This window comes from Comamonas suwonensis (assembly GCF_012844455.2).
Taxonomy (GTDB): domain Bacteria; phylum Pseudomonadota; class Gammaproteobacteria; order Burkholderiales; family Burkholderiaceae_C; genus Comamonas; species Comamonas suwonensis.
In genome coordinates, this window is record NZ_JABBCQ020000004.1 from 163,744 (window position 1) to 188,013 (window position 24,270).

Consider the following 24,270-nt stretch of genomic DNA (forward strand, 5'->3'; position numbering starts at 1 on the left):
TTACCTCAGCTTCAGGGTCGACAGACCCAGCAGGCACAGCAGCATGGTGATGATCCAGAAGCGGGTCACAACCTGCGTTTCCTTCCAGCCGCTCTTTTCAAAGTGGTGGTGCAAAGGAGCCATCTTCAAGAGCCGGCGGCCTTCGCCATAGCGCTTCTTGGTGTATTTGAAGTACATCACCTGCAGCATCACCGAGACGGCTTCAGCCACAAAGATGCCGCCCATGATGGCCAGCACGATTTCCTGGCGCACGATCACGGCAATGGTGCCTAAGGCAGCGCCCAGTGCCAAAGCACCCACGTCACCCATGAAAACCTGAGCGGGGTGGGCGTTGAACCAAAGGAAGGCCAGACCGGCCCCTGCCATGGCACCACAGAACACCATCAGCTCTCCCGTGCCGGGAATGCTGGGGAACAGCAGGTACTTGGCATAGGTGGCGTTACCCGTCACATAGGCAAAAATGCCCAGCGCCGTGCCCACCATGATGACCGGCATGATGGCCAGGCCATCCAAACCGTCCGTCAGATTGACCGCATTGCTGGCACCCACGATGACCAGATAGGTCATGACGATAAAGCCCAGCACCCCCAGCGGGTAGCTGACTTCCTTGAAGAACGGCACCATGAGGCCCGCCTTGGGGGGCAAGTCCATAGAGAAGCCGGACTGCACCCAGGAGATGAACAGGCCGAAGACTTCCGCGTTGCTGTTCTCGGAAATGCAGAACACCAGATACAGCGCAGCCAGCAGACCGATGACGGACTGCCAAAAGTACTTTTCACCCGAGCGCATGCCCTCGGGGTCCTTGTTCACGACCTTGCGCCAGTCATCCACCCAGCCAATCGCGCCAAAGCCCAGTGTGACCAGCAGCACAATCCAGACAAAGCGGTTGGACAGGTCAAACCACAACAGGGTAGACACAGCGATAGAGAACAAAATCAGCACGCCCCCCATGGTGGGAGTGCCGCTTTTGACCAGATGGGTCTCCATGCCGTAGCCACGCACGGGCTGACCGATCTTGAGCGAGGTCAGCATGCGAATCGCCTTGGGGCCGACGATCAGACCAATCAGCAAGGCCGTGACAGCGGCCAGCACGGCGCGCAGCGTCAGGTACTGGAAGACGCGCAGGAATCCGAATTCGGGCGAGATGCCCTGCAACCATTGAGCGAGCATCAGCAGCATGCAGTTTTCTCCCCGCAGTTGCCCTGCTCCTTGTCTGCACAGGCTTGCACAGCCTGCACTACTTGCTCCATCTTCATGAACCGTGAACCTTTGACCAACACACTGCCCAGACTGGGCAAGACCTCGCATGCCGCCTTTTGCAAGGCAGCCATGCTCTCAAAATGCTGAGCGCCGCTGCCAAAGGCAGTAGCTGCAAACGGGCTTTGTGCGCCCAGCGTGTACAAATATTCAATGCCCGCCTGCTTGGCCAGCACACCCGCTTCGGTGTGGAACTGCGGGCCGTTGTCACCCACTTCGCCCATGTCACCCAGCGCCAGCAGGCGCGGCGCAGGCAGCTCAGCCAGCACGGCAATCGCTGCCGCCACAGAGTCGGGGTTGGCGTTATAGGTGTCGTCCACCACGGTCACGCTCTGGCCATTGATCTGCACAGCCAGCGCACGCGAGCGACCCGTCACCGGCTCAAAGCCAGAGAGCCCCTGAGCAATAGCAGCCAGCGGTACACCGGCGGCATGGGCGCAAGCGGCTGAGGCCAGCGCATTGCCCACGTTGTGGCGACCGGCAATGTGCAGCTGCACTGCGGCGCTGCCTTGCGGGGTGTTCAGCACAAAGCTCCAGGCACCGTTTTCCCATGCCACATCCGTGGCAAAAACCTGTGCACCATCGGCGGCGTCGCCAAAAAGCAGGCAGGGGCGGCCTGCTGCCAGTTCAGTCCAGAGCGGCGTGTATTCATCGCCTGCGGGGAAGATGGCCACGCCATCTTGGGGCAGAAAGCTCAGCACCGAGCCGTTTTCACGCGCCACGGCTTCCACCGTGTGCATGAACTCCTGGTGCTCACGCTGGGCGTTATTGACCAGTGCCACCGTGGGCTGGCCAATGGCTGCCAGCTCGGCGATTTCGCCGGGATGGTTCATGCCCATCTCCAGCACGGCAATGCGGTGCTCGCCCGACATGCGCAGCAGATTCAGCGGCATGCCGATGGAATTGTTGAAGTTGCCACGCGTGGCCAGCGCGGAGTCCCCCGACCCACCCACATGCGTGCGCAGAATGGAGGCAATCATCTGCGTGACGGTGGTCTTGCCATTGCTGCCGGTCACGGCAATCAGCGGCAGATCAAACTGCGCGCGCCATGCGCGAGCCAGGGCGCCCAGCGCCAGCAAGGTGTCGGGTACTTCAATACCGGACAGACCCGCTTGCGCCAGACCCTGACTGGCCAGCGCTGCCACAGCACCCGAGCCTTTAGCCTGCGGCAGAAAATCATGGGCGTCAAAACGCTCGCCCTTCAGGGCTACGAACAAATCCCCGTCTTGCAGCGTGCGCGTATCGGTGTGCACGCGCGCCAGCACAGTGTTGCCGTCGCCGATCAGGCGGGCTTGGGGGATATGCGTCTGGATCAGCTCCAGCGCTTTTACCAGGGTCATCATGACCGTATCTTTCCTTCGCGGACTGTCAGCGCTTTTTGCGCTTCAGCCATATCGGAGAACGGCTGGCGAACGCCCTTCGTCTCCTGGTAATCTTCATGTCCCTTGCCTGCAATCAGCACCACGTCGCGCGCGTCGGCCTGGGCAATGGCATGCGCAATGGCTACCGCACGGTCGGCCTGAACATGCAATGTCTCGCCCTGCTGCATGCCGGCCAGAATCTGATCGATGATGGTTTCAGGCCGCTCGCTGCGCGGGTTATCGCTGGTGACGAGCACGCAGTCGGCATTCGCCTGCGCAGCCTGGCCCATCAAGGGGCGCTTGCTGTTATCACGGTCACCGCCACAGCCAAACACGCACCAGAGCTTGCCTCCGCGCTGCTGGGCCGCTGGCTGCAGAGCACGCAAGGCTTTTTCAAGAGCGTCGGGAGTGTGGGCGTAATCCACGGCAATCAGCGGCAGCTCAGGCTTGGCAATTTGTTGCATGCGACCGGGCACAGGCTCCAGATCGGCGCACGCGGCCACCGCCTCTTCCAGCGACAGACCCAGACTGCGCAAGGTCGCCAGCACGCCCAGCAGATTGGAGACGTTGTATTGGCCAACCAGACGCGTATTCATGCGCAGGCTGTGACCCGCTTCCATCACGGTGAAATTCAGACCCTCATCGCCCAGACCAATGTCCTTGGCCTGCAGACGGGCCGGACCTTGAATGGAGACACTCCACACATCCAGCGGCCGGGCCTGCAACTTGGCCCACAGCTTGGCTCCATGGGCATCATCAATATTGACCACCGCGGCCTGCAGACCCGGCCATTCAAACAACTGGGCCTTGGCTTGCCAGTAGGCTTGCATGCTGCCGTGGTAGTCCAGATGGTCTTGCGTGAAGTTGGTGAACAGCGCCACGCGAACTTGGCTGCCGTCCAGGCGGTGCTCGACGATGCCAATGGACGAGGCTTCAATCGCGCAGGCAGCCAGGCCTTGATCGGCACAGCTGCGGAAGACGCGCTGCAGCAGCACCGGGTCGGGCGTGGTCATGCCAGTCGATTCGAGTGCAGGCGGCACGCCAACACCCAAAGTGCCTACCAGCGCACAGCCAGTGCGCGCATTCAGCTTCACTTTTGATAGTGCATGAGCCAGCCACCAGGCCGAGGTAGTCTTGCCATTGGTGCCGGTCACAGCCAGTACGTCGAATTCGCGGCTAGGGTGCGCAAACCATTCGTCGGCGATCAGGCCGGTGGCGGCCTTCAAGCCCTTGAGTGCGGCAATCTTGTCGCTGTTCAGCGCAAAGGCGTCAAGGCCATCGGCTTCTACCAGTACGGCAGCCGCGCCCAGCTCCAGCGCCTTCGCCACATAGGCTCGGCCATCGGCGGCAGCGCCCGGCCAGGCGATAAAGGCATCACCCGCCTTGACCTTGCGGCTATCTGTCTGCAGGTCGCCCTGCACGCGGGTACGCAACCAGGCCACGGCCTCGGCTGCGTTGTTCAGTGTTTGAATCAGAGTGCTCATAGCACAGGCTCCTCAGGCGGCGCAGCCACGATCAGAGGCTTGACTTCCTTGTCGGGCTGAACGCCCATAAAGCGCAGCGTCTGCTGCACCACATCGGCAAAAACGGGGCCGGCCACGGTACCGCCGTAGTAAGAGCCAGCGGTGGGCTCATCCACCATCACGGCCACGATGATGCGAGGCTTGTCGATAGGGGCGATGCCGGTGAACCAGGCGCGGTACTTGCCGGCTGCATAGTTTTTACCGACCTGCTTGCGGGCCGTACCGGACTTGCCACCAATGGTGTAGCCCTCGGCCTGAGCCTTCTGGCCTGTACCGCCGGGGCCTGCAGCCATGCGCAGCATGTGCAGCACGGCGGCCGCATTTTCTTTAGAGATCACGCGCACGCCCACGGGCGGTTCGGTCGTTTTCAGAATCGTGGATGGAATGACGTTGCCGTCATTGGAAAACACGGTGTACGAGCGTGCCATCTGGAACAGCGAGGCCGACAAGCCATAGCCGTAAGACATGGTGGCTTGCTCAATCGGCTTCCAGGTCTTCCAGGCACGCAGGCGGCCAGAGACCGCACCGGGAAACTGAATTTGTGGCTTCTGACCAAAGCCAAGAGCGCTGAAGTACTCCCACATTTCCTGCGGCGAAAGCTTTTGAGCGACCTTGGTCGCGCCCACGTTACTGGACTTCTGGATCACACCCTCCACCGTCAGCGCGCCATAGTTGTGCGTATCGGTGATGGTCGAGCCCGTCACCGTATAGCGGCCGGGTGCCGTATCAATAATGGTGGAAGGCTTGACCCGCTTAAGCTCCAGCGCTGCCGCAACGGTAATGGGCTTCATGGTCGAGCCGGGCTCAAACGTATCGGTCAGCGCGCGGTTGCGCAACTGCTCGCCCGTCAGATTCTTGCGGTGGCCGGGGTCATAGCTGGGGTAGTTGGCCAGTGCCAGCAATTCGCCGGTGTGGGCATCCATCACCACCACGCTGCCAGCCTTGGCCTTGCTCAACTCGACCTGCTGTTTGAGCTTCTGGTAGGCGTAGTACTGAACCTTGCTGTCGATGGACAGCTGAATGTCCTGACCGTCCTGCGGCGGTACTTCATCGCCCACGCCTTCGACCACCCGGCCCAGACGATCCTTGATGACGCGGCGCGAGCCGGGCTTGCCGGCCAAATCCTTGTCAAAGGCCAGCTCCATGCCTTCCTGACCATGATCTTCCACATTGGTGAAGCCGACGATGTGCGCAGCCGACTCCCCTTCGGGGTACTGGCGCTTGTATTCCTTGCGGTTGTAGATGCCCTTGATATTGAGCGCCACAATCTTCTGGCCCACATCCCAGTCCAGCTGCCGCTTGACCCAGACAAAGGACTTGTCCTCAACGTCGAGCTTCTCCATCAAAGCCTTCAAGGGCATGTCCATGAGCTTGGCCACATCCTTGAGCTTATTCTGAACTTCGGGATCCTTCAGATCCACGTCTTCAGGAATGGCCCAGATGCTGGCCGCAGGCACGCTGGACGCCAGAATCAGGCCATTGCGATCAAGCAGGCGGCCACGGTTGGCCGGCAATTCCAGCGTGCGTGCAAAACGCACCAGGCCCTGGCGCTTGAAGAAATCGTTGGCATACACCTGCACATAGGCCGCGCGCGCGCCCAGACCCACAAAGCCCAGCGCCAGCGCAGCCACAATGAACTTGCTACGCCACAGCGGGGTCTTGGATGCCAGCAAAGGGCTGGTGGTGTAGAGAACACTGCGCGTCATTGCACTGCGGCTCCGGTTGCGGAACCTTCCTGCACGTACTGGGTAATAGCTGGCGAAGCCTGCTTCATCTGCAGCTTGTCACGCGCCAGCGTCTCGATACGCTGAGGCGTGGCCTGCGCACGTTTTTCCACCTGCAGTCGCAGCTGATCCGTTGCCAGACGACGCGATTCAGTCTCGGCGCGATCCAGCTCGGTAAACAGCCGACGCGACTCATACTGGGTATGCACCAGAAAAATGGCACTCATCATCACCGCCAGCAGCAGCAGCAGGTTTATGCGCAGCATGGCAGCCCTCCCGCAGCCATGCACTGAGCGGCATGGCGGTGCATCATGCAGGCACCTCGGTGCGCTCGGCCACACGCATCACGGCAGAGCGTGAACGCGGGTTGCCGTCGACTTCAGCAGCGCTGGGCTTGATGCGGTCCAGCGCCTTCAAGCGCATGGGCGTTGGCAGTGCAAACGGAGCACGGCGGTCATAGACCTCCTTGGAGTGCTTGGCGATGAACTGCTTGACGATGCGATCTTCCAGCGAGTGGAAGCTGATCACGGCCAGACGCCCGCCGGGCGCCAGCACGCGCAGGCTTGCTTCTAGCGCCTGTTCAAGCTCCTGAAGTTCGGCATTGATGAAAATCCGAAGAGCCTGGAAGGTCCGTGTAGCCGGATTCTGCCCAGCTTCGCGGGTCCTGACTTGACCAGCCACGAGCTGGGCAAGCTCACCGGTGGTGCGCAATGGGCCCTGGCTTTCGCGCCTCGCAACAATCGCCTTTGCAATGGGGCCAGCAAACCGTTCTTCGCCGTAATCACGTATCACCTCCGCAATCTGCTGCACTTCCGCATCTTCCAGCCACTCGGCCACACTCTGCCCACGGGTGGTATCCATGCGCATATCGAGAGGGCCATCAAAGCGGAAGCTGAAGCCCCGGTCTGGGTTGTCAATCTGGGGCGAGCTCACGCCCAGATCCATCAACACCCCTTGCACGCTGCCTTCGGGCAGTTCATTGAGATGACTGAATCCTTCGTGCCGAATCGAAAAACGCGCATCGGTGATGCGCGCCGCTTCAGCGATTGCGTCCGGATCTTTGTCGAACGCAACCAATCGGCCATCTGGCCCTAATCGCTGCAATATGAGCCGGGAATGACCTCCCCGACCGAACGTTGCATCCACCCATTGGCCCGCAGGCGGCTGGGCAGCACCACCTAATAAGGCGTCCACGGCCTCGTCAAGCAAGACGGTGATATGTTGCAACGGCTGATTCACAAGCTCTTCCTACAAAACAAAATCCTGGAAAGCCGCCGGCATCGGTTGCTGGCGCGCTTCCGCTTCGCGCATTTCATACGTGGTCTTATCCCAGACCTCGAAATGCGCCCCCATGCCCAGCATCAAGACCTCTTTGGTCAGACCTGTAGCCTCACGTAACTCAGGCGAGATCAGCAGTCGGCCGGTCGCATCCATGTCCACATCCATCGCGTTGCCCAGAAAAATGCGCTTCCACCACTGAGCGGTAATCGGCAGTTGTGCGACACGTTCGCGAAACTGCAACCACTCCGGCCGCGGAAAGAGCAACAGACAACCATCGGGATGCTTGGTGAAGGTGACCTGACCTTCAGCCATCGATAAAAGGGCGTCACGATGCCGGGTCGGCACAGACAGCCGCCCTTTTCCATCGAGATTTAGCGAGGACGCCCCTTGAAACACGGCTAATTGCTCCGGTCATCTGGAGCCACTCGTTCCTTCAAAAAGCAGGCACGAGGGCAACTTTCACCACTTAATTGCACTTTTTTGCACTGTATCAGCAATTTCAGGGTATTCCAAACGCAAAGGAACAATTATTTGCAATGAAATCAAGCACTTAGAGCAAAAAACAAAAGGCCCACTTTGAAAATACCTTTCCTTTACAAGCACTTAGCAAACTCAATGCATGTGGACTCTCATTCGGTCCATCAATTGCAACCAAGCAATTCAATGGAAAGAACTGATTTAACTCTGGCCCTTCTCCTACAAATGCAAACTGCCCGCACAGGCGGGCAGCTCGAATCAAGCGCTCAGAACTTCAAAGAATGAAGCGCGACAGGTCTTCATCCTGACTCAGCATTTGCAGGCGTTGGTCCACATAGGCCGCGTCAATGATCACGGTCTGACCCGAAAGTTTGACCGCATCGAAACTGACTTCATCCAGCAGACGCTCCATCACCGTGGACAGACGGCGCGCACCAATATTCTCAGTGCGCTCATTGACATCAAAGGCAATCGTGGCCAGGCGGGTGATACCGTCAGGTTTGAACTCCAGCGTCACACCCTCAGTCGCCAGAAGCGCCTGATACTGCTTGACCAGCGAGGCGTGAGTCTGCATGAGAATCGCCTCGAAGTCCTGAACCGACAGCGATTCCAACTCCACGCGAATGGGGAAACGCCCCTGCAGCTCAGGAATCAGATCACTGGGCTTGGACAGATGAAACGCACCCGAGGCAATAAACAAGATGTGATCGGTCTTGACCACGCCGTATTTGGTAGACACCGAGGTGCCCTCCACCAACGGCAGCAGATCACGCTGCACGCCTTGGCGTGACACGTCAGAGCCACTGGTTTCCTGGCGCGTCGCGACTTTGTCGATTTCGTCGATGAAGACAATGCCGTTCTGCTCCATATTGGCGATGGCGCGTGTCTTGGCATCTTCCTCGTTCACCATCTTCGCGGCTTCTTCGTCGGTCAGCAGCTTCAGCGCCTCTTTTATAGGTAGCTTACGGGTCTTGCGCTTTTCCTGGCCCATATGGCTAAACATGCCGCGCAACTGCTCGGCCATTTCCTCCATACCCGGCTGCTGACCCATGATCTGCACCTGAGGCAGCTGCTCCGCGATGTCGATTTCGATTTCCTTGTCATCGAGCTGGCCTTCACGCAGCTTTTTGCGGAAAACCTGGCGTGCCGTGTTATCGGCCGTCACCTCTCCGGTGCGTGCCTGCGGCACCAGCACATCGAGAATGCGGTCTTCAGCCGCATCTTCGGCACGGGCACGCATCTTCTTCATGTCTGACTCGCGGGTCTGCTTGACAGCGACCTCGGCCAGATCGCGAATAATGGCGTCCACATCCTTGCCGACATAACCCACTTCAGTGAACTTGGTGGCCTCGACCTTGATGAAAGGCGCATCGGCTAATTTTGCAAGGCGACGCGCAATCTCGGTCTTGCCCACGCCAGTGGGGCCGATCATCAGAATGTTCTTGGGCGTGATTTCCTGGCGCAGGCCATCAGGCACTTGCTGACGGCGCCAGCGGTTACGCAGCGCAATCGACACGGCACGCTTGGCACCGTGCTGGCCGACGATGTGCTTGTCCAGCTCGGAGACGATCTCCTGGGGAGTCATGGCAGAAGACATGGGGTTTTCTCAGTCAAATGGCCGCTAGCGCTTATCAATCAAGCGCAAGCAGCTATCAAATTAGATCAGTGAAGCGCTTACAGCGTCTCAATCGTGTGATTCATGTTCGTGTAAATGCACAGCTCACCGGCAATCGCCAGCGATTTGCGCACAATGTCTTCGGCCGACAGCTCGGTGTTATTGAGCAGCGCCTTGGCAGCGGAATGTGCATAGGCACCGCCTGAGCCGATGGAGACAATGCCCTGCTCGGGCTCAAGCACATCGCCATTGCCGGTAATGATGAGGGAGGTGGTGGCATCGGCCACGGCCAGCATGGCTTCGAGCTTGCGCAGCACGCGGTCGGTACGCCATTCCTTGGTCAGCTCAATGGCCGCGCGCGTCAGATTGCCCTGGTGCTTTTCCAGCTTGGCTTCAAAGCGCTCAAATAGCGTGAAAGCGTCTGCGGTCGCACCCGCAAAACCCGCCAGCACCTTGCCGTGATAGAGCTTGCGCACCTTGCGCGCCGTGCCCTTGATGACGATGTGACCCAATGTGACCTGACCATCACCACCGATGGCGACTTGTACGCCCTCGGGAGTCTGGCGGCGCACGCTAATGATGGTGGTGCCGTGAAACTGTTCCATCTGCTGCAGATGGGGCAAGCTACAGCGACCTCAAGAGCCCGAAAAAATTAAATTTGAAGAAATACCATCCAGAAACCGGCGCAGCGCAGCACTAGAAGCGATGGCAAGAGCGGCCGCGCGGCGATGGCGTCACCCCCTCCACAAAGGGGAAGGCGCAAAGCGCCCCAGGAGGTATCAGTCTTTTCGAGGAATTACCTGAGCGTGCTCTTGAATGCCCACGACATTGAAGAACACGGCCAGCAACTGGTGCAACTGGCTGAACTGCAGCACATGACCCAGTTCCTGCATTTGCGCCGCCCAGTTCAGCACCGATCCCGCTGCCGCAAAGTCCATGCGCACCAGCCTTGTGCAGTCAATGGCAAGGGCTTCGCCCAGCTTGGCCTTGCCCTGCACTTCGCTGAGCCATGGCAGCGCATCGCCGTCAATCACACCCTGCAGCGCAAAGCGTGGCTTGTGCTCCTTCCAGAGCATGCTCGGCTGAATCGTTTCAGGACCCGTCAACAGGCTGTCCTGATAGGCACGCTTTTGATCCTGACCTTCGTTCGCATAGCCGCAGACAGGGTCAACCCAGGATGGCGGCGACAGCTCATAGGTCACGCAGTAATCCAGTGCTGTCAATTCAAAATCATCTTGCAGATGCATCAGGCGCTGCATGGCCAGTCGCAAATACCACCAGTTCTGATCAACCTCGCGGTCACCCGAAGGCGCATGTTTGCTGAGCACCGAAAGCAGTCGCTCATGCCCGGCAAACACCAGTTGCCCTTTTTGAGCCGACCATTGCTCGGCGGCTTCCAGCATTGGAGCCATTACGTTCGGGTCAATCACCTCAAGGGCGCTCCAGTCCATGACCCACGGACCAGGACTGCGCGCCTTGCTGACCTGCAAAGCCCTGAGGCTGGATTCGCCCAATTGCACAGACGCAGACCAGTGAAAGCCTGCCTGAGGCGTTTCTGGCGTTGTTTCACTGAGCTTGCCGGCCTGCTGCGGCATGGCAAACCATTGCGGCGCGGAACGTCCAAAGCGCGCCACAAAGTCCATGGCAGCGTCTTCAAACTGTGCCTGCATGCCCGCCGCTCGGTACATGTCCAGCAACGCCAGCCATACCGGCAGCTGCGAAGGCGTGCTCTGGGTCCGCTGGGCAATCAGGGCCTTGAGACAGGCCTCGGCCCCTTCGTTATCGCCACTGGCAAAAACAATGGCCGCATCTTCCAGCTCCGCATCGTGCTCAAAACGCACAAAAGAAGGCGGAACCATGCCGACTTCAACCGGAGCGGAAACCTCGGTCGATGCAAAGCCAGGGGAAAAATCTGTGTAGCCCTGCAAGGGCTTGATGTCTGCACCGGGCTGAGGCAGCGTGAACCCGCTGGGCAAGGCATCACTGAGCATGGGCAGTGCGCTTTCCGGCACGGGAGGCTGTGTTCTGAAGACCGAAGGCATGGTGTTGCCACCCTCAGGCAGCTGCAGCGGCATAGTGGCCGCGTCTGCGACCTGTTTGCCGCGCCACCATTGCTGAGCCATCTGCGCTTCGATTTCATCGATTTTCTTGATGGTGTCTGCACGCTCTCCAAGAATGGAGTTCTGCGCAGTCTGCAAGAAAGCCGATGCGGCTAATGGGGTAGGCGTCTCCAGCGGAGCTCTGACAGTGACCGAGGCTTTGACCAGCTGCGCCTGACGCATCTTGCGCAGCTGCTCAAATTCGCGCTTGCGCACAAAGTCATTTTGGCGCTTGCGCTCCAGCATTTCCTTGAGCGCTTGCTTGCTGTACTGGCTCTCGTCGCTGTCCTGGTCCAGATTCTCCAATTCGGACCAATTGACGGTCGGATGACGCACAAAGCGCGCCACCTTGGACAGCAATCCGCCCGATTTGTTTTCTTCTTTAGCCATGGTCCTCTACTTTGATGCCTGCAACCCCATTAACATTTGATGCAAATCAATCGCCGTACATCTTCTGCTTGAGTTCACGGCGTTGCTGGGCTTCCAGCGACAGTGTAGCTGTGGGGCGCGCCAGCAGACGGCCTACACCGATAGGCTCACCCGTTTCATCGCAGTATCCGTAATCGCCTGCATCGATGCGGGCGATGGACTGATCGATCTTCTTGAGCAGCTTGCGCTCGCGGTCGCGGGTACGCAGTTCCAGAGCATGCTCTTCTTCGATCGTGGCACGGTCTGCTGGGTCAGGGACCACCACGGTGTCTTCACGCAGGTTTTCTGCGGTTTCACCCGCATTCACATGCATGTCATTCTTGAGCGTGACCAGCTTACGGCGGAAGTAAGCCAGCTGGGCATCGTTCATGTAGTCGTCGTCAGACATGGCCAGCACCTCAGCATCGGTCAATTCCTCCACCGACTTGGTTTTCCAGGCATTGGCCAGCTTGGGATCCTTCTTGATCGCGGCTTGCTTTGTGTTGGTCATAGCTTTCTTATCACTTTGGGTTACCGCTGCCTCGGCGCTGATGGGAGCCAGGGGCGGAGCATCTGTTTCAGGCTGCCGCGCAGGAAGCGTTGCAGATCGTTTGGGTTTGGGTGCGCTGGAAGAGATCCCCTGTACCCCGGGTGCCAGCTGCGCTTTGTCCGCAGCCATACCCACCAAAGAGGACCCGGCACCACCAGAGTGCAAAGCCATGGCTGCGGCTTTGGCCGCTGCCTTGGTTTGCTTGGTTTTCACAGTGTTCATGTCCTGTCTCCTCACAGTCCAGTGTCCTTGCAGAGCAAGATTGCACTAACACCCTCTTTAGGGGCGGCATTGTAGCCACGACCGCCGACTCATCCTCCAACCGTTGCACATACCCCACAATTTCAAAAACTGACGTCGCCTATATCCAGAGCAGTTTGCGAGAAATTTCAAACAAAAAAACGGCCTGCAATGCAGGCCGTCAGTCATTGTCAGCAATGCCGGACCGCTGGTCCCGCCTCGCTCTCAAGCAGTTACACCAGGCACTGATCCAGGCCTTGGCGCAGGATGTCCTGAGGCAAGTCGATGCCGATGAAGACCATCTTGCTGACATGCTTCTCGCCCTCTTCCCACTCGGGACCCAGATCGCTTCCCATGAGCTGATGCACGCCCTGGAAGATCACCTTGCGGCTGGTGCCCTTCATGTCCAGAACGCCCTTGTAGCGCAGCATCTTGGGACCATAAATATTGACAATGGCACCCAGGAAGTCTTCCAGCTTGGCGGGGTCAAACGGGCGCTCAGCGCGGTAGACAAAGCTCTTCACATCATCGTCATAGTGGTGGTGATGCGGGTGGTTGCAGTGCTCGCCATGCTCATGATCATGGTGGTCGTGTCCGCAATGCTCATCATGCACATGTTCATGCTTGTGCTCATGGGCGTGATCGTCATGCTCGCATTGGCCATGGTCGTGATCGCAGGCGCTGTGGTCACCGTGGTCATGTCCATGTTCATGCTCGTCTTCCTTGAGGAAGTCGGGGTCGATGTCCAGCTTGGCATTCAGATTGAAGCCGCGCAGGTCGAACACTTCGCTCAGGGGCACATCGCCAAAGTGCACGGCGCGAATCGGCGCGCGGGGGTTCATGTGCTTGAGGCGGTGGGTCAGCGCGTCTTTTTCCGCTTCTGTCACCAGATCGGTCTTGGACATGAACATCTGGTCCGCAAAACCCACCTGACGGCGTGCTTCCTGGCGCGTGTCCAGTTGCTGATTGGCGTGCTTGGCATCGACCAGCGTGATGATGGAGTCGATCAGATAGGTCTCGGCAATCTCATCATCCATGAAGAACGTCTGAGCCACGGGGCCGGGATCAGCCAGACCGGTGGTCTCAATGACGATGCGGTCAAAGTCCACCAGGCCCTTGCGGCGCTTGGCGGCCAGCAGTTGCAGGGCTTCGCGCAGGTCTTCGCGGATGGTGCAGCAAATGCAGCCATTGCTCATCTGCAGAATCTGTTCTTTGGACTCGGTCTTGAGAATGTCGGTGTCGATGTTCTCCTCGCCGAACTCGTTCTCGATCACGGCAATCTTCATGCCGTGCGACTCGTGCAGCACGCGCTTGAGCAGCGTGGTTTTGCCAGAGCCCAGAAAGCCCGTGAGGATAGTGACTGGAATGAGAGCCATGCGTTGAAACCTCTTGCTGAGGCAGCTGCTACATGCCGCTGCCCAAAAAACACGCGGACGCAGCTCGAACAGCGCGCCCCGGTGATAAACAGCTGGGGAGTGTAGCGGCGCTTTCAAGCGCTCACGGTCAGCAGGGTCGGGCAAAAATACAAAGAAAATAGGCCTCTTGCGCTTATTCCAATTGTGTTACCAGCTATCAAATCAGGACTAATTAATCCTCAGCCTCATCGCCGCTAGCATTTGGCATCTTGCGCCGTGACTTGGGCTTTTCATCCTCACTCTGGCGCTGCGCACGCGGGTGGGCATTTTCGTAAGCCTGAGCCAGATGCTGAAAATCCAGTCGCGTATAGATTTGCGTGGTGGCAATGCTGGAGTGGCCCAGCAGCTCCTGCACGGCCCGCAGATCACCACTGGACTGCAGCATATGGCTGGCAAAAGAGTGGCGCAGCACATGCGGATGCACGCCCGACACCAGCCCGGCCTGCTGCCCACGCTGCTTGAGCCGCGCCCAGACAGACTGGGTACTGAGCCGCTCGCCCCGGCGGCCGATGAACAAAGCGGCTTCGGTGTGCGCCTTGGCCTGCGCAGCCCCTGACAGAGCGCTGCTGCGCAGCGCCAGCCACTTTTGCAGCGCCTGCAGCGCCATACGCCCCACGGGCACGCTGCGGCGCTTGCCGCCCTTGCCCTGCACATAGGCGTCGCCCGCGTCCAGATTGATCCAGCCCCGGCCTTGCTGCTGCGTGGTCTGATCGGGCCTGACATCCAGCCCCACCAGCTCGCCCACGCGCAGGCCGCAGCTGTAAAGCAGCTCGGTCATCGCGGCGTCACGCGCTTCAATCCACGGATCTGCTTCGGGGTTTTGAAAGCTGGCCAGTTGCACGGCGTCATCCACAGCCAAGGCCTTGGGCAAGGGTTTGGGTGCCTTGGGGCCGCGCACGCCTTCCACGGGGTTGAAGGGCACCAGATCCTGCTGAGCCGCCCAGCGATAAAAGCTGCGCCAGCCCGAAAGAATCAGCGCAATACCGCGTGCGCTGCGGCCTGCGCTATGCATTTGCGCAGCAAAACGGCGGATATGCATGGGCTGCAGCGCCAGCAGCTCTTGGTTGACCACCTGCGCAAAGTCTTGCAGCTTGATTAAATCCAGCGCGTAAAGCGTGTGCGTGCGGTGCGCCAGGCGCTTTTGCACCCGCACATGCTCAAGGTAGCTGTGGACAAGGTCCGGCAGCTGCGCGTATTGCTCCTCAAAAGAGAGCTTCTCGCGCTCTTGCATCAAGGGTTACGGCTCGTTTCGCCGGAGTTAGCCGTGAGCCAGCGTCAACGCAGGCAGGCGCATGCGCGAAAGCGATGCACTGGTCAGCTCGGAAATCCGCGCGAGGAATTCAAGACCCATGGTCGCGTCAAAACGCAGCGGATCGGGCGAGCCCAGCACCAGCATGCCAAAAGCGTTGGAGGTGCTGTCCATCGCACCATCGTGCAAGGTCAGCAGTGCCACGGACTGCACAGCATTGGGGTTGGGCAGCCAGTTCACTGGCTCAAAGCCCATATTGGGGCCGCAGAACGGCATGGTCAGCGATGCGGCAAAGGCCTTGGCATCATCGCTGACGCCCATGGTGTAGACCGTACCGCCGTGCGCGCCCGCCACATTCCACAGGCGCAGCGCCACCTGGGGTATCTCAAAAATATGCTGCAGGCTGGCGGTGAGCGCATGGGGCAGCTCGCGCAGGTCCTGCACCTTGACCAGGGCATGCGTCCACTGATGAATCTTGTTGGCGATGCTCGCGTTCTCGCTGCCGTGGCGCACCATGTCCATGATGCGGTGCTCCAGCCCCTTGATCTTTTCGCGCAGCATCTCCGCCTGGCGCTCTTGCAGGCTCACGGCACGCGGGCCATGGCCGCTGATCAAGCGTACGCCCGTCAGCATTTCGGCATGGCGCTCGAAGAATTCGGGGTTCTGCTGAAGATAGTCGGTAATGGACTCTTCGGTCACTGCAATGTCGGTCAAGCTGTTCATAACGTATCGGGTATGTCGATCTGGCCTTCAAAAACAAACTCGGCGGGGCCGGTCATGCGCACACGGTCCTGCGCCCCACCCACCCACTCAATGGTCAGCAGACCACCACGGGTATGCACATCCACGCGGCTGTCCAGCAGCCCCCAGCCAATGCCTGCCACGACGGCCGCACAGGCACCGGTGCCGCAGGCCAGCGTCTCGCCTGAGCCGCGCTCATAGACGCGCAGATTGACGGCACTGCGGTTGATGATCTGCATGAAGCCCGCATTCACACGCTGCGGAAAACGGGCGTGGCGCTCGATCAGCGGCCCATGCACCTCGACCAGCGCGGTGTTCACATCGTCGACCCGTTGCACGGCGTGGGGGTTACCCATGGAGACCGGCGCTATCCAAACAGTAGCTGCTTGACCATTCACATCAAGCGCCAGAGGCCATTTTTGTACAGAACCCAGTACCTCGGACTGCAGGCCTTCGGTCGTGAAAGGCACCTTGGCGGGGTCGAGCTGCGGCGCGCCCATATCCACGGTCACGCGGCCGTTGCTGTGAATTTCGGGAGCGATGATGCCCGACAACGTCTGCACACGAATCACGCTTTTATCGGTCAGCCCCTTGTCATGTACATAGCGGGCAAAGCAGCGCGCGCCATTACCGCACTGCTCCACCTCGCCGCCGTCGGCGTTGTGAATGACGTATTCAAAATCCACGCCCTCTGCCGGGGCGGGGCGGACGGTCAGAATCTGGTCGGCACCCACGCCAAAGTGGCGATTAGCCAGATAACGGTATTGGGCTGCGTTCAGGCCCAGGCGAGCCTGGGTTTCGTCGAGCACGACAAAGTCGTTGCCCGCGCCTTGCATCTTGGTGAAGCGAATCTGCATGATGCTGGGCATTATCGCGCCGGGCACGCGGTCTGCGCCATCGGACAACCTCAGCGGTACAGCTTTTGCAACAGCTCTCTGAGCTGCGCCTGCTCCATTTCGCTCAAATGAGCGATGGATTGCGCCTCGCGGCTCTTAAGTTCTGGCTCGGCGGCATCGACCAGCTCACGCCCCGCAGCGCTCAGATACAGGCCCGTGGCACGGCCGTCGCGCGGGTGTGGGCGACGCTCCAGAAAACCGCGTTTACCCAGAGCGTCAATCATGCCCACCATATTGGGCGGCAGCACCGCCAGTTGCTGACAAAGCTGGCGCGAAGTGATGCCCGCGTTGCTGCCGATCAGCGACAGCACGGAGAACTCCACAATCTTGAGATCAAAGCGCTCCATGCTCTCAACAAAGACGCCTACCAGCGACAGCGATGCACGGCGCGCGTTGTAGCCCAGCAGTGACTCGAGAAAGCTGGCGTCCACCCTATCCACCGCAAACACTTCGACCGCCTCACTGCCCCCCTGCTCCGGGCTTGCAGCACCAGAGTCCTCAGCCTTGCTGAGAGCGCTACGCACAGCGCGAGCAGGCTTTGAGGCAGTTTTTTTAACAGGGGTTTCGGCAGTCTTGTGAGCGAGCATTGGACGAGTCAAATTCTGTAGCAAGAGAGCAAGCAGTCAAGGACCTAGCAGCCCAAGGAATGCGATGAAAAGTCCATAATTTTGCCGGTTTTAGGGACATCTTGCAGGCATATTTAGTCAATTGGCCGCGGCATACAGCTGGTTGCCGTGCACCACAGAAGCCTGCGCCCACTGCGATTTCATCAGACTCATGCGCCAGTCCATTTCAGGCAGGATTCGCTGCTGCACCTGCATGAGCGGACCTTGCCAGCGCTCACCGTCGGTACCTTCCGTCGCGGCAATACGTGCCCAGGCCCAGCCCAGCAACAGCACGGCCACGCAGCGCAGGTAGTCATCGGCCACGCGCCAAGCCAGGGTGTCGTCTTCCTTGCAGGCCTGCGCCAGCACGGTGGTGAAGTAGCGCAACTGCGCCAAGCCGCGCAAAACCTCGGCATCCAGCGGGCGACCGGCATCCAGCGACTTGCGTAAAAACAAAAGCCACTGACCCATGGCCTGCCCACCATCAGGCAGCACCTTGCGCACCAGCAGGTCAATCGCCTGAATCTCGTTCGTGCCCTCATAAATCATGGCCACGCGAGAGTCGCGCACGATCTGTTCAATGCCCCATTCACGGATATAGCCGTGGCCGCCAAAAACCTGCAGACAGGCGCTTGCACCTTCGAACGCCTGCTGCGTCCACGCAGCCTTGAGCACAGGCGTCATCAGACTGCACCACTGCTGGGCCTGCTCGCGCTCCTTGGCGCTTTCGGCATGGCGTGCGACATCGAGGTAGACGCCGGTCTGATAGGCCAGCACGCGCCCGCCGTCCACCCATGCGCGCTGCACATCCAGCGTTCGGGCAATGGTCGGGTGCTCAATGATCAAATCCGCCGCATCACCCGCGCCGCGCGAGGCCGGCACCGTGCCGGGCGCGCGCATCTGGCGGCGCTCCAGCGCATAGGCATGGGCTTTTTGCCATGCCGCATCCAGCAGACCCATGCCTTGCAGCGCCACATGCAGGCGGGCGGCATTCATCATCACAAACATGGCGTTCAGGCCTGCGCCAGGCTGACCAATCCGCCAACCGGTGGCAGCGTCAAAGCGCATCACACAGGTGGGGCTGCCGTGCAAGCCCATCTTTTCTTCAATACGCTCGCAGACCACGGCGTTGCGCTCACCATCAGGCAGCACCTTGGGCACCAGAAACAGCGACAGCCCTTTGGGGCCCGCAGGCGCACCGGGCAAGCGTGCCAGCACCAGATGAACAATGTTGTCGGTCAGGTCATGCTCGCCGCCCGAAATAAAAATCTTGCCACCGCTGATGGTGAAACGCTCACCCAGCGACGAATCACCGGCAAGTACAGCCTGCGTGCGCGCCAGCCCCAGATCGCTACCGGCATGCGCTTCCGTCAGGCACATGGTGGCCAGCCATTCACCGCTGGCGATTTTTGACAGATAAGCCGCTTTCAACGCATCGCTGCCATGGTGCTTGAGGCATTCATATGCCCCATGCAGCAGACCCGGTGCCATGGTCCAGCCGTGATTGGCAGCGCTCAGCCATTCATAAAGCACGCCCTCCAGCACCCATGGCAGACCCTGCCCACCATCTTCTTGCGCACAGGCCAGCGCAGGCCAGCCGGCCTGCCAGAAGTCCTGATACGCACTGGCAAAGCCCGGCGGCGTGGTCACACGACCCGCCTCAAACTGCGCACCGGCTTCATCACCACTGCGCGACAAGGGGGCCACCACATCGCCCACCCATTTGCCAGCCTCATCCAGCACCTGCTGCATCAAAGCCTGATCCGTACCCGCATGGGCCGGCAGGCGCTGCAACTGCTCATCAGCCTTGAGCACATCAAAAAGAAGAAACGCGTTATCAGCGCTGGCGGGCAAATAAGACATAAAAAACCAGCTGCAAAGCAGCAAAAACTGAACAGAAAACGGACTCCGCAAGAAGTGCAGTCCCGAAAACCAGAGGCGCCCAGCAAGAGCCGCCTCGCGGCGATGGCGCCGTCCCCCTTTGGGGGGAAGCGGCGCAGCCGCGCAGGGGGAGTTAAGAATCCGCCGTGAAGCCGATCTGCTTGACCAGCGGCCCCCAGCGATCAAACTCAGCCTGCTGCGAGCGGGCCATTTCCTCAGGCGTAGAGCTGGTCGCAATCAGCCCCACCACGCCCACGCTGTCCTTGAGTGCATCGCTCTTGAGTGCCGCCGTGATGGCGGCATGCGCACGCTGGCGCACATCGGCAGGCGTCTTGGCATTCGCATAGAAGCCAAACCACTCTTCGGCGATCAGGTCGCTAAAGCCCTGCTCTGCAAACGTAGGCACATTGGGCAGATAGGGGTTGCGCTGCTGACCGCTGGTGGCCAGCACGCGCAGCTTTCCAGCCTTGTAATAGCTCAAGAAATCGCCACTGGGGCCCATGACGGCCGCAATCTGGCCACCCGCCAGGTCGGACACCGCAGGGGCCGTTCCGCGATAAGGCACATGGCTGAGCTTGACGCCGGAGCGCAGGCTGAGCAACGCGCCAATCAGGTGGGGTTGAGTGCCGGCACCGGGGCTACCAAAACTGGCCTTGTCGGGGTTGTTCTTGCTCCACGCCAGAAAGTCTTTCAGCGTCTTGACCTCGGCAGGCACTGCCGGGCCGACGGCCAGACCGTGGTGCATGATGGCGCCAATCGAAATCGGCTCGAAGTCCTTTGCCTGATAGGGGAGCTTGCTATAAATATGGGGGTAGATGGAAAAGGCTGAGACCTGCGAGAGCACGATCACCGAACCATCGCCCACGGAGCCGCGCAGGCTTTCCAGCGCGATACGGCCACCTGCGCCGGGCTTGTTTTCCACCACGCCCATATTCTTTGAATAGCTGGTGCCACCAATCTTCTCCGCCACGCGGCGTGCCACCGAGTCACCGGCGCTGCCCGCCGGGAAGCCGTAAAGAATGCGAACTTGCTCCAGCGGGCCACCGCCCTGTGCATAAGCACTGCGACTGGCGATACCGCCGAACGCGGCCAGCGCAGCGCCAGCACTCAGACTTTTGACGAAATTGCGACGATCTTGCATAGTTTGTCTCCTATTAGAAATAAACGGAATCTTCGTTCCTGTGAAATCGATATCGGGCACCGCGCTGGCTCTCATGAGGCACCAAGCCAGAACAGTGCTCAGCAATGGTGTCATCCTTTTGAGGGAAAGCGCGCAGCGCTTCGGGGGATTCGTTACCTCGGTGCCATGCGCAGCGCACCATCGAGGCGAATCACCTCACCGTTGAGATGATCGTTGTGCACGATGTGCACGGCCAAATCCGCGAACTCCGCAGGCTTGCCAAGGCGCGACGGGAAGGGAATGGATGCCGCCAGCGACTGCTGCACCGCCTCGGGCAATTCCTGCATCAGCGGCGTGGCAAACAAACCGGGGGCCACGGTGCAGACGCGAATGCCATGCTGAGCCAGATCACGTGCCATGGGCAGCGTCATGCCGACCAGTCCGCCCTTGGATGCGCTGTACGCCTGCTGGCCTACCTGCCCATCAAAGGCCGCGACGGATGCGGTGTAGAGAATCACGCCGCGCGCACCGTCGTCCAGTGCGGCCAGCTTGGCGCAGCGCGCAGCAAACAGGCGCGTCATGTTGTAGCTGCCAATCAGGTTGACGCGAATGACGCGCTCAAAGTCCTCCAGCGGCGCTGGCTCTCCATCACGACCAATCACACGCTTGGCCGTGCCAATGCCCGCGACGTTCATCAAAATTCGGGCATCTGCACCCCAATGCGCCTTGATCTGATCAAGCGCCGCCATCACGCTGGCCGTATCGCAGATATCGCACTCCAGTGCCAAGCCGCCAATCTCGGCCGCCACGGCCTTGGCTTTGTCCAGCTGGCGGTCCAGCACTGCGACTTTGGCCCCGGCCGCAGCCAGAGCCCGGGCGGTGGCTTCCCCAAGCCCCGAGGCTGCGCCAGTGACGATGGCAATCTGATCTTGAACTTGCATTTCACTATCCTTTTAAAAGCTTCTCGCGCTTTCTGCTATTGGGTTTAAGCCTGATTTGGCTTAAATATTCGGCTTCAAGATCAGGGCCAGAGTCTCGTCATACAAACCCGCCACCACATCGGCACGGTGCTGGAGCACGGCGCGCTGGTTGATGGAGCCTTTGTCTGTGACTTCACCCAGGTCCAGCGATGGCGCACGCGTAGCGGCCACGGCACGCGCAATGCGGCTGGCACTGCCGGTCGCGGTTTGCGCCAGCTGGTTGAGCACGGTCTGCAGGTGCTGCTGCACGGGTGCGCTGTGCATGATTTGCTCTTGCGTGGCACCGGCCTCCAGTCCGCTCAGTGCGGCACAGGCCGGGGTGCCGAAGATGATGGCGCCCACCTCTTTGCGGTCAAGCCCGGTCACCACCACATCCTGGATATAGGGCGCGCCAGCATGAATGACCTTGGCTCGCAGCGGACCCACATTCACAAAGGTGCCAGTAGCCAGCTTGAAGTCCTCGGCAATGCGGCCATCAAAGCGCAGGCCCTGATGGTGGTCTTGCGGGTCGCGCCACTGCACGGCGTCACCGGTGCGGAAGAACCCTTCTTCATCAAATGCCTCGGCTGTAGCCTCTGGCGCACGCCAGTAGCCGGGCGTGACATTGGGGCCGCGGTAGCGCACCTCCAGCTTGCCCGCCGCAGGAGCCAGCTTGAGCTCCAGCCCCGGCACGGGCACGCCCAGATCGCCGGAACGCACATCGGCCCGGTTCACAAACAGTGCCGACGGCGATGATTCCGTCATGCCCAGCCCCGTGCCCATGACCACGCGGTGGCCCAGTTCTTTTTCCTGCGTGCGGTACAGGCTGTCCCACACGGGCTGTGCCAGCGACGCACCGGCGTAATAAAACATGCTCAAGCGCTTGAGCAGGCTGCGACGCAGCACGGCATCGTCCTCCATCGCACCGGCAATGTATTCAAAACCGGTGGGCACATTGAAGTAAGCCGTGGGCGATATCTCGCGCAGATTGCGCAGCGTCTCACCAATGCCTGCCGCCGTGGGCTTGCCTTCGTCGATATAGAGCGTGCCGCCGTGGTAGAGCGTCATGCCCATGTTTTTGTTGCCGCCAAACGTGTGATTCCACGGCAACCAGTCCACCAGCACGGGAGGACCCTTGACCATATCGGGCATGGTCTGGGCAATTTGCTGCTGGTTGGCGCACCACATGCCGTGGGTATTGATGACCGCCTTGGGCAGCTTGGTCGAGCCCGAGGTGAACAGGAATTTGGTGATCGTTTCTGGCCCTGTTGCCTGCATGGCAGCTTCAACAGCAGGGGTTGCCTGCGTCGCCACCAGCTCGGCAAACAAGGTGTGCGGCTGGGCATCCACAGCAGGCTTGCCATAGACCACTTCACAGCCCTCGGGCAGCACAGCCTTCACGGCCTTGTCATAACGCAGGGCATCACTGGCAAAGATCAGGCCAGGGGTGAGCGTGTTCACCACATGGCGGAGCTTGGCGTAATCGGTGCTGACCAGCGAGTACGCGGTGGAAGCCGAGCAGTACGGCACGCCCGCATACAAGCAGCCCATGGCCAGCATGGCATGGTCCAGATCGTTTTCGCTGAGGATGATGACCGGGCGTTCTGCCGACAGCTTTCGATCCATCAGCGCCTGCGCAATGCTGCGCGCAGCGGCCAGCGTCTGCGCATAGCTAATGTGTTTCCAGTCACCCGTACCGCCATCGGCCAGGCGCTCACGCTGGGCGATAAAAGTGTGATCGGGGGTGGCCTGTGCCCAGTGCACCAACCGGTCCGTCATGCGTTTGGCATACGGGGCCAGTTCCTGATCGGCCCGGGCATAGCTCGTGCCGTCACTTCTCTCATCGACTTTGAGGCTGCACACGCCAAACTCCAGCGCACGGTACTTGGGGCTTTGACCCTCTTTCTGCACCTCTTGTCTGCGGCTGTTGGCCTGCATGGCTGTACTTGTCTCTTGCATGGTTTTTGTCTCCACCATTTGATTGTGATGCGCCAGGTTTTCAGTCTGTGCTGACCTTGGCGGCTCGCCCGGACAGGAATTCCTGCAAGCGGAATTTGGCTTCAGGTGCGCTTTGTGCCACGGCGGCCATCAGCGCTTCGGTCATCAGGCCTTGGTCTGACGGCTGCTCGGCAATGCGGGGCAGCGCATGCACCAGCGCGTAATTGGTCATGGGGGCGTTTTCGGCAATGCGCAACGCCAGCTCCACCGCCTTATCCAGCGCCTGACCTTCAGGCACCAGGTATTGCGACAGGCCAATGCGCTCGCCCTCCTCAGCCTTGTAAACGCGGCCGGTAAACATCATGTCTGCCATACGCGCCGCGCCAATCAGCCGCGGAATGCGCACCGAGCCGCCACCGCCGACAAAGATGCCGCGCGAGCCCTCAGGCAATGCATAAAACGTGCTGCTGTCTGCCACGCGAATATGGCAGGCACTGGCCAGCTCCAGCCCTCCGCCCACCACCGCACCATGCAAGGCCGCCACAACGGGCACGGCGCCAAACTGCACCTGGCGCAGGGCTTCATGCCACATACGCGAATGCAGAACGCCCTGCGAGGCATCACGCTCGCCCAGCTCGCTCAGGTCCAGCCCCGCGCAAAAGTGCGGGCCGTCACCATCCACCACCGCTGCGCGTACGCTGGCGGGCAGGTTCATGAAGATATCGCGCAACCCCAGCACCAGCCCATCCGACAAAGCATTGCGCTTGGCGGAGCGCATCAGGCGAATGACCGCCACCTGCTGCGCTTCACCCCGAAATTCCACTGCAATTTCTTTATGAGTCATAACCATTCCTTTGATTCATTATTGTTATTTACAATAATCAAATGCAAGCAACTGAACACGGTTTGCTCTCAGTGCTTTCCCCGATTT

21 protein-coding genes are annotated in these 24,270 nt (G+C 60.0%); all 21 read right to left on the reverse strand.

What is annotated here, in order from left to right:
- Positions 1–1,179 (reverse strand): phospho-N-acetylmuramoyl-pentapeptide-transferase, encoded by a 1,179-nt coding sequence (gene mraY / locus HF327_RS06110; RefSeq protein WP_169107402.1) that lies wholly within the window; start codon positions 1,177–1,179, stop codon positions 1–3.
- Positions 1,170–2,600 carry a UDP-N-acetylmuramoyl-tripeptide--D-alanyl-D-alanine ligase gene (locus HF327_RS06115; protein WP_169107403.1) on the reverse strand — a complete coding sequence of 477 codons (1,431 nt, stop codon included), beginning with the start codon at positions 2,598–2,600 and terminating at the stop codon, positions 1,170–1,172. Before HF327_RS06115 ends, mraY begins: the two co-directional genes overlap by 10 nt.
- Positions 2,597–4,102 carry a UDP-N-acetylmuramoyl-L-alanyl-D-glutamate--2,6-diaminopimelate ligase gene (locus HF327_RS06120; RefSeq protein WP_169107404.1) on the reverse strand — a complete coding sequence of 502 codons (1,506 nt, stop codon included), beginning with the start codon at positions 4,100–4,102 and terminating at the stop codon, positions 2,597–2,599. The genes HF327_RS06115 and HF327_RS06120 overlap by 4 nt, the downstream gene beginning before the upstream one ends.
- Complete coding sequence (locus HF327_RS06125) at positions 4,099–5,847, reverse strand: peptidoglycan D,D-transpeptidase FtsI family protein (protein WP_169107405.1); 1,749 nt, start codon at positions 5,845–5,847, stop codon at positions 4,099–4,101. Before HF327_RS06125 ends, HF327_RS06120 begins: the two co-directional genes overlap by 4 nt.
- On the reverse strand, positions 5,844–6,131 hold the full coding sequence (ftsL, locus tag HF327_RS06130) for a cell division protein FtsL (protein WP_169107406.1): 288 nt from the start codon (positions 6,129–6,131) through the stop codon (positions 5,844–5,846). Before ftsL ends, HF327_RS06125 begins: the two co-directional genes overlap by 4 nt.
- Positions 6,132–6,174: 43 nt before the next feature.
- Positions 6,175–7,104, reverse strand: coding sequence for a 16S rRNA (cytosine(1402)-N(4))-methyltransferase RsmH (rsmH, locus tag HF327_RS06135; RefSeq protein WP_169107407.1), 930 nt, complete (start codon positions 7,102–7,104; stop codon positions 6,175–6,177).
- 9 nt (positions 7,105–7,113) lie between these two features.
- Positions 7,114–7,542 carry a division/cell wall cluster transcriptional repressor MraZ gene (mraZ, locus tag HF327_RS06140; protein ID WP_169107408.1) on the reverse strand — a complete coding sequence of 143 codons (429 nt, stop codon included), beginning with the start codon at positions 7,540–7,542 and terminating at the stop codon, positions 7,114–7,116.
- A gap of 355 nt (positions 7,543–7,897) precedes the next feature.
- Positions 7,898–9,220: an ATP-dependent protease ATPase subunit HslU gene (gene hslU / locus HF327_RS06145; RefSeq protein ID WP_198460431.1), complete on the reverse strand. Its 1,323-nt coding sequence runs from the start codon at positions 9,218–9,220 to the stop codon at positions 7,898–7,900.
- Between the two features lie 77 nt (positions 9,221–9,297).
- Positions 9,298–9,843 (reverse strand): ATP-dependent protease subunit HslV, encoded by a 546-nt coding sequence (hslV, locus tag HF327_RS06150; protein ID WP_099737814.1) that lies wholly within the window; start codon positions 9,841–9,843, stop codon positions 9,298–9,300.
- Between the two features lie 174 nt (positions 9,844–10,017).
- Positions 10,018–11,727: an STAS domain-containing protein gene (locus HF327_RS06155; protein WP_169107409.1), complete on the reverse strand. Its 1,710-nt coding sequence runs from the start codon at positions 11,725–11,727 to the stop codon at positions 10,018–10,020.
- Positions 11,728–11,773: 46 nt separating this feature from the next.
- The gene (gene dksA, locus HF327_RS06160; protein ID WP_198460432.1) at positions 11,774–12,517 is read right to left on the reverse strand and encodes an RNA polymerase-binding protein DksA; all 744 of its coding nucleotides are present in this window, start codon (positions 12,515–12,517) and stop codon (positions 11,774–11,776) included.
- Positions 12,518–12,768: 251 nt separating this feature from the next.
- Entirely contained in the window at positions 12,769–13,911 is a 1,143-nt protein-coding gene (locus HF327_RS06165) for a CobW family GTP-binding protein (protein WP_169107410.1), read from the reverse strand.
- Between the two features lie 211 nt (positions 13,912–14,122).
- Complete coding sequence (locus tag HF327_RS06170; protein ID WP_169107411.1) at positions 14,123–15,181, reverse strand: tyrosine recombinase XerC; 1,059 nt, start codon at positions 15,179–15,181, stop codon at positions 14,123–14,125.
- A gap of 27 nt (positions 15,182–15,208) precedes the next feature.
- Complete coding sequence (locus HF327_RS06175) at positions 15,209–15,922, reverse strand: DUF484 family protein (protein WP_169107412.1); 714 nt, start codon at positions 15,920–15,922, stop codon at positions 15,209–15,211.
- Positions 15,919–16,797, reverse strand: coding sequence for a diaminopimelate epimerase (gene dapF / locus HF327_RS06180; RefSeq protein WP_169107508.1), 879 nt, complete (start codon positions 16,795–16,797; stop codon positions 15,919–15,921). Before dapF ends, HF327_RS06175 begins: the two co-directional genes overlap by 4 nt.
- Positions 16,798–16,847: 50 nt before the next feature.
- Positions 16,848–17,423: a MarR family winged helix-turn-helix transcriptional regulator gene (locus tag HF327_RS06185; protein WP_169107413.1), complete on the reverse strand. Its 576-nt coding sequence runs from the start codon at positions 17,421–17,423 to the stop codon at positions 16,848–16,850.
- 117 nt (positions 17,424–17,540) lie between these two features.
- Complete coding sequence (locus HF327_RS06190; protein ID WP_169107414.1) at positions 17,541–19,304, reverse strand: acyl-CoA dehydrogenase family protein; 1,764 nt, start codon at positions 19,302–19,304, stop codon at positions 17,541–17,543.
- A gap of 151 nt (positions 19,305–19,455) precedes the next feature.
- Positions 19,456–20,463: a Bug family tripartite tricarboxylate transporter substrate binding protein gene (locus HF327_RS06195; protein WP_099735698.1), complete on the reverse strand. Its 1,008-nt coding sequence runs from the start codon at positions 20,461–20,463 to the stop codon at positions 19,456–19,458.
- Between the two features lie 152 nt (positions 20,464–20,615).
- The gene (locus tag HF327_RS06200; RefSeq protein WP_169107415.1) at positions 20,616–21,383 is read right to left on the reverse strand and encodes an SDR family NAD(P)-dependent oxidoreductase; all 768 of its coding nucleotides are present in this window, start codon (positions 21,381–21,383) and stop codon (positions 20,616–20,618) included.
- 60 nt (positions 21,384–21,443) lie between these two features.
- Positions 21,444–23,360, reverse strand: a complete 1,917-nt coding sequence (locus tag HF327_RS06205; protein ID WP_169107416.1) for a feruloyl-CoA synthase — start codon at positions 23,358–23,360, stop codon at positions 21,444–21,446.
- A 40-nt stretch (positions 23,361–23,400) separates the two neighbouring features.
- Positions 23,401–24,183 (reverse strand): crotonase/enoyl-CoA hydratase family protein, encoded by a 783-nt coding sequence (locus HF327_RS06210; protein WP_169107417.1) that lies wholly within the window; start codon positions 24,181–24,183, stop codon positions 23,401–23,403.
- Positions 24,184–24,270 lie beyond the last annotated feature (87 nt).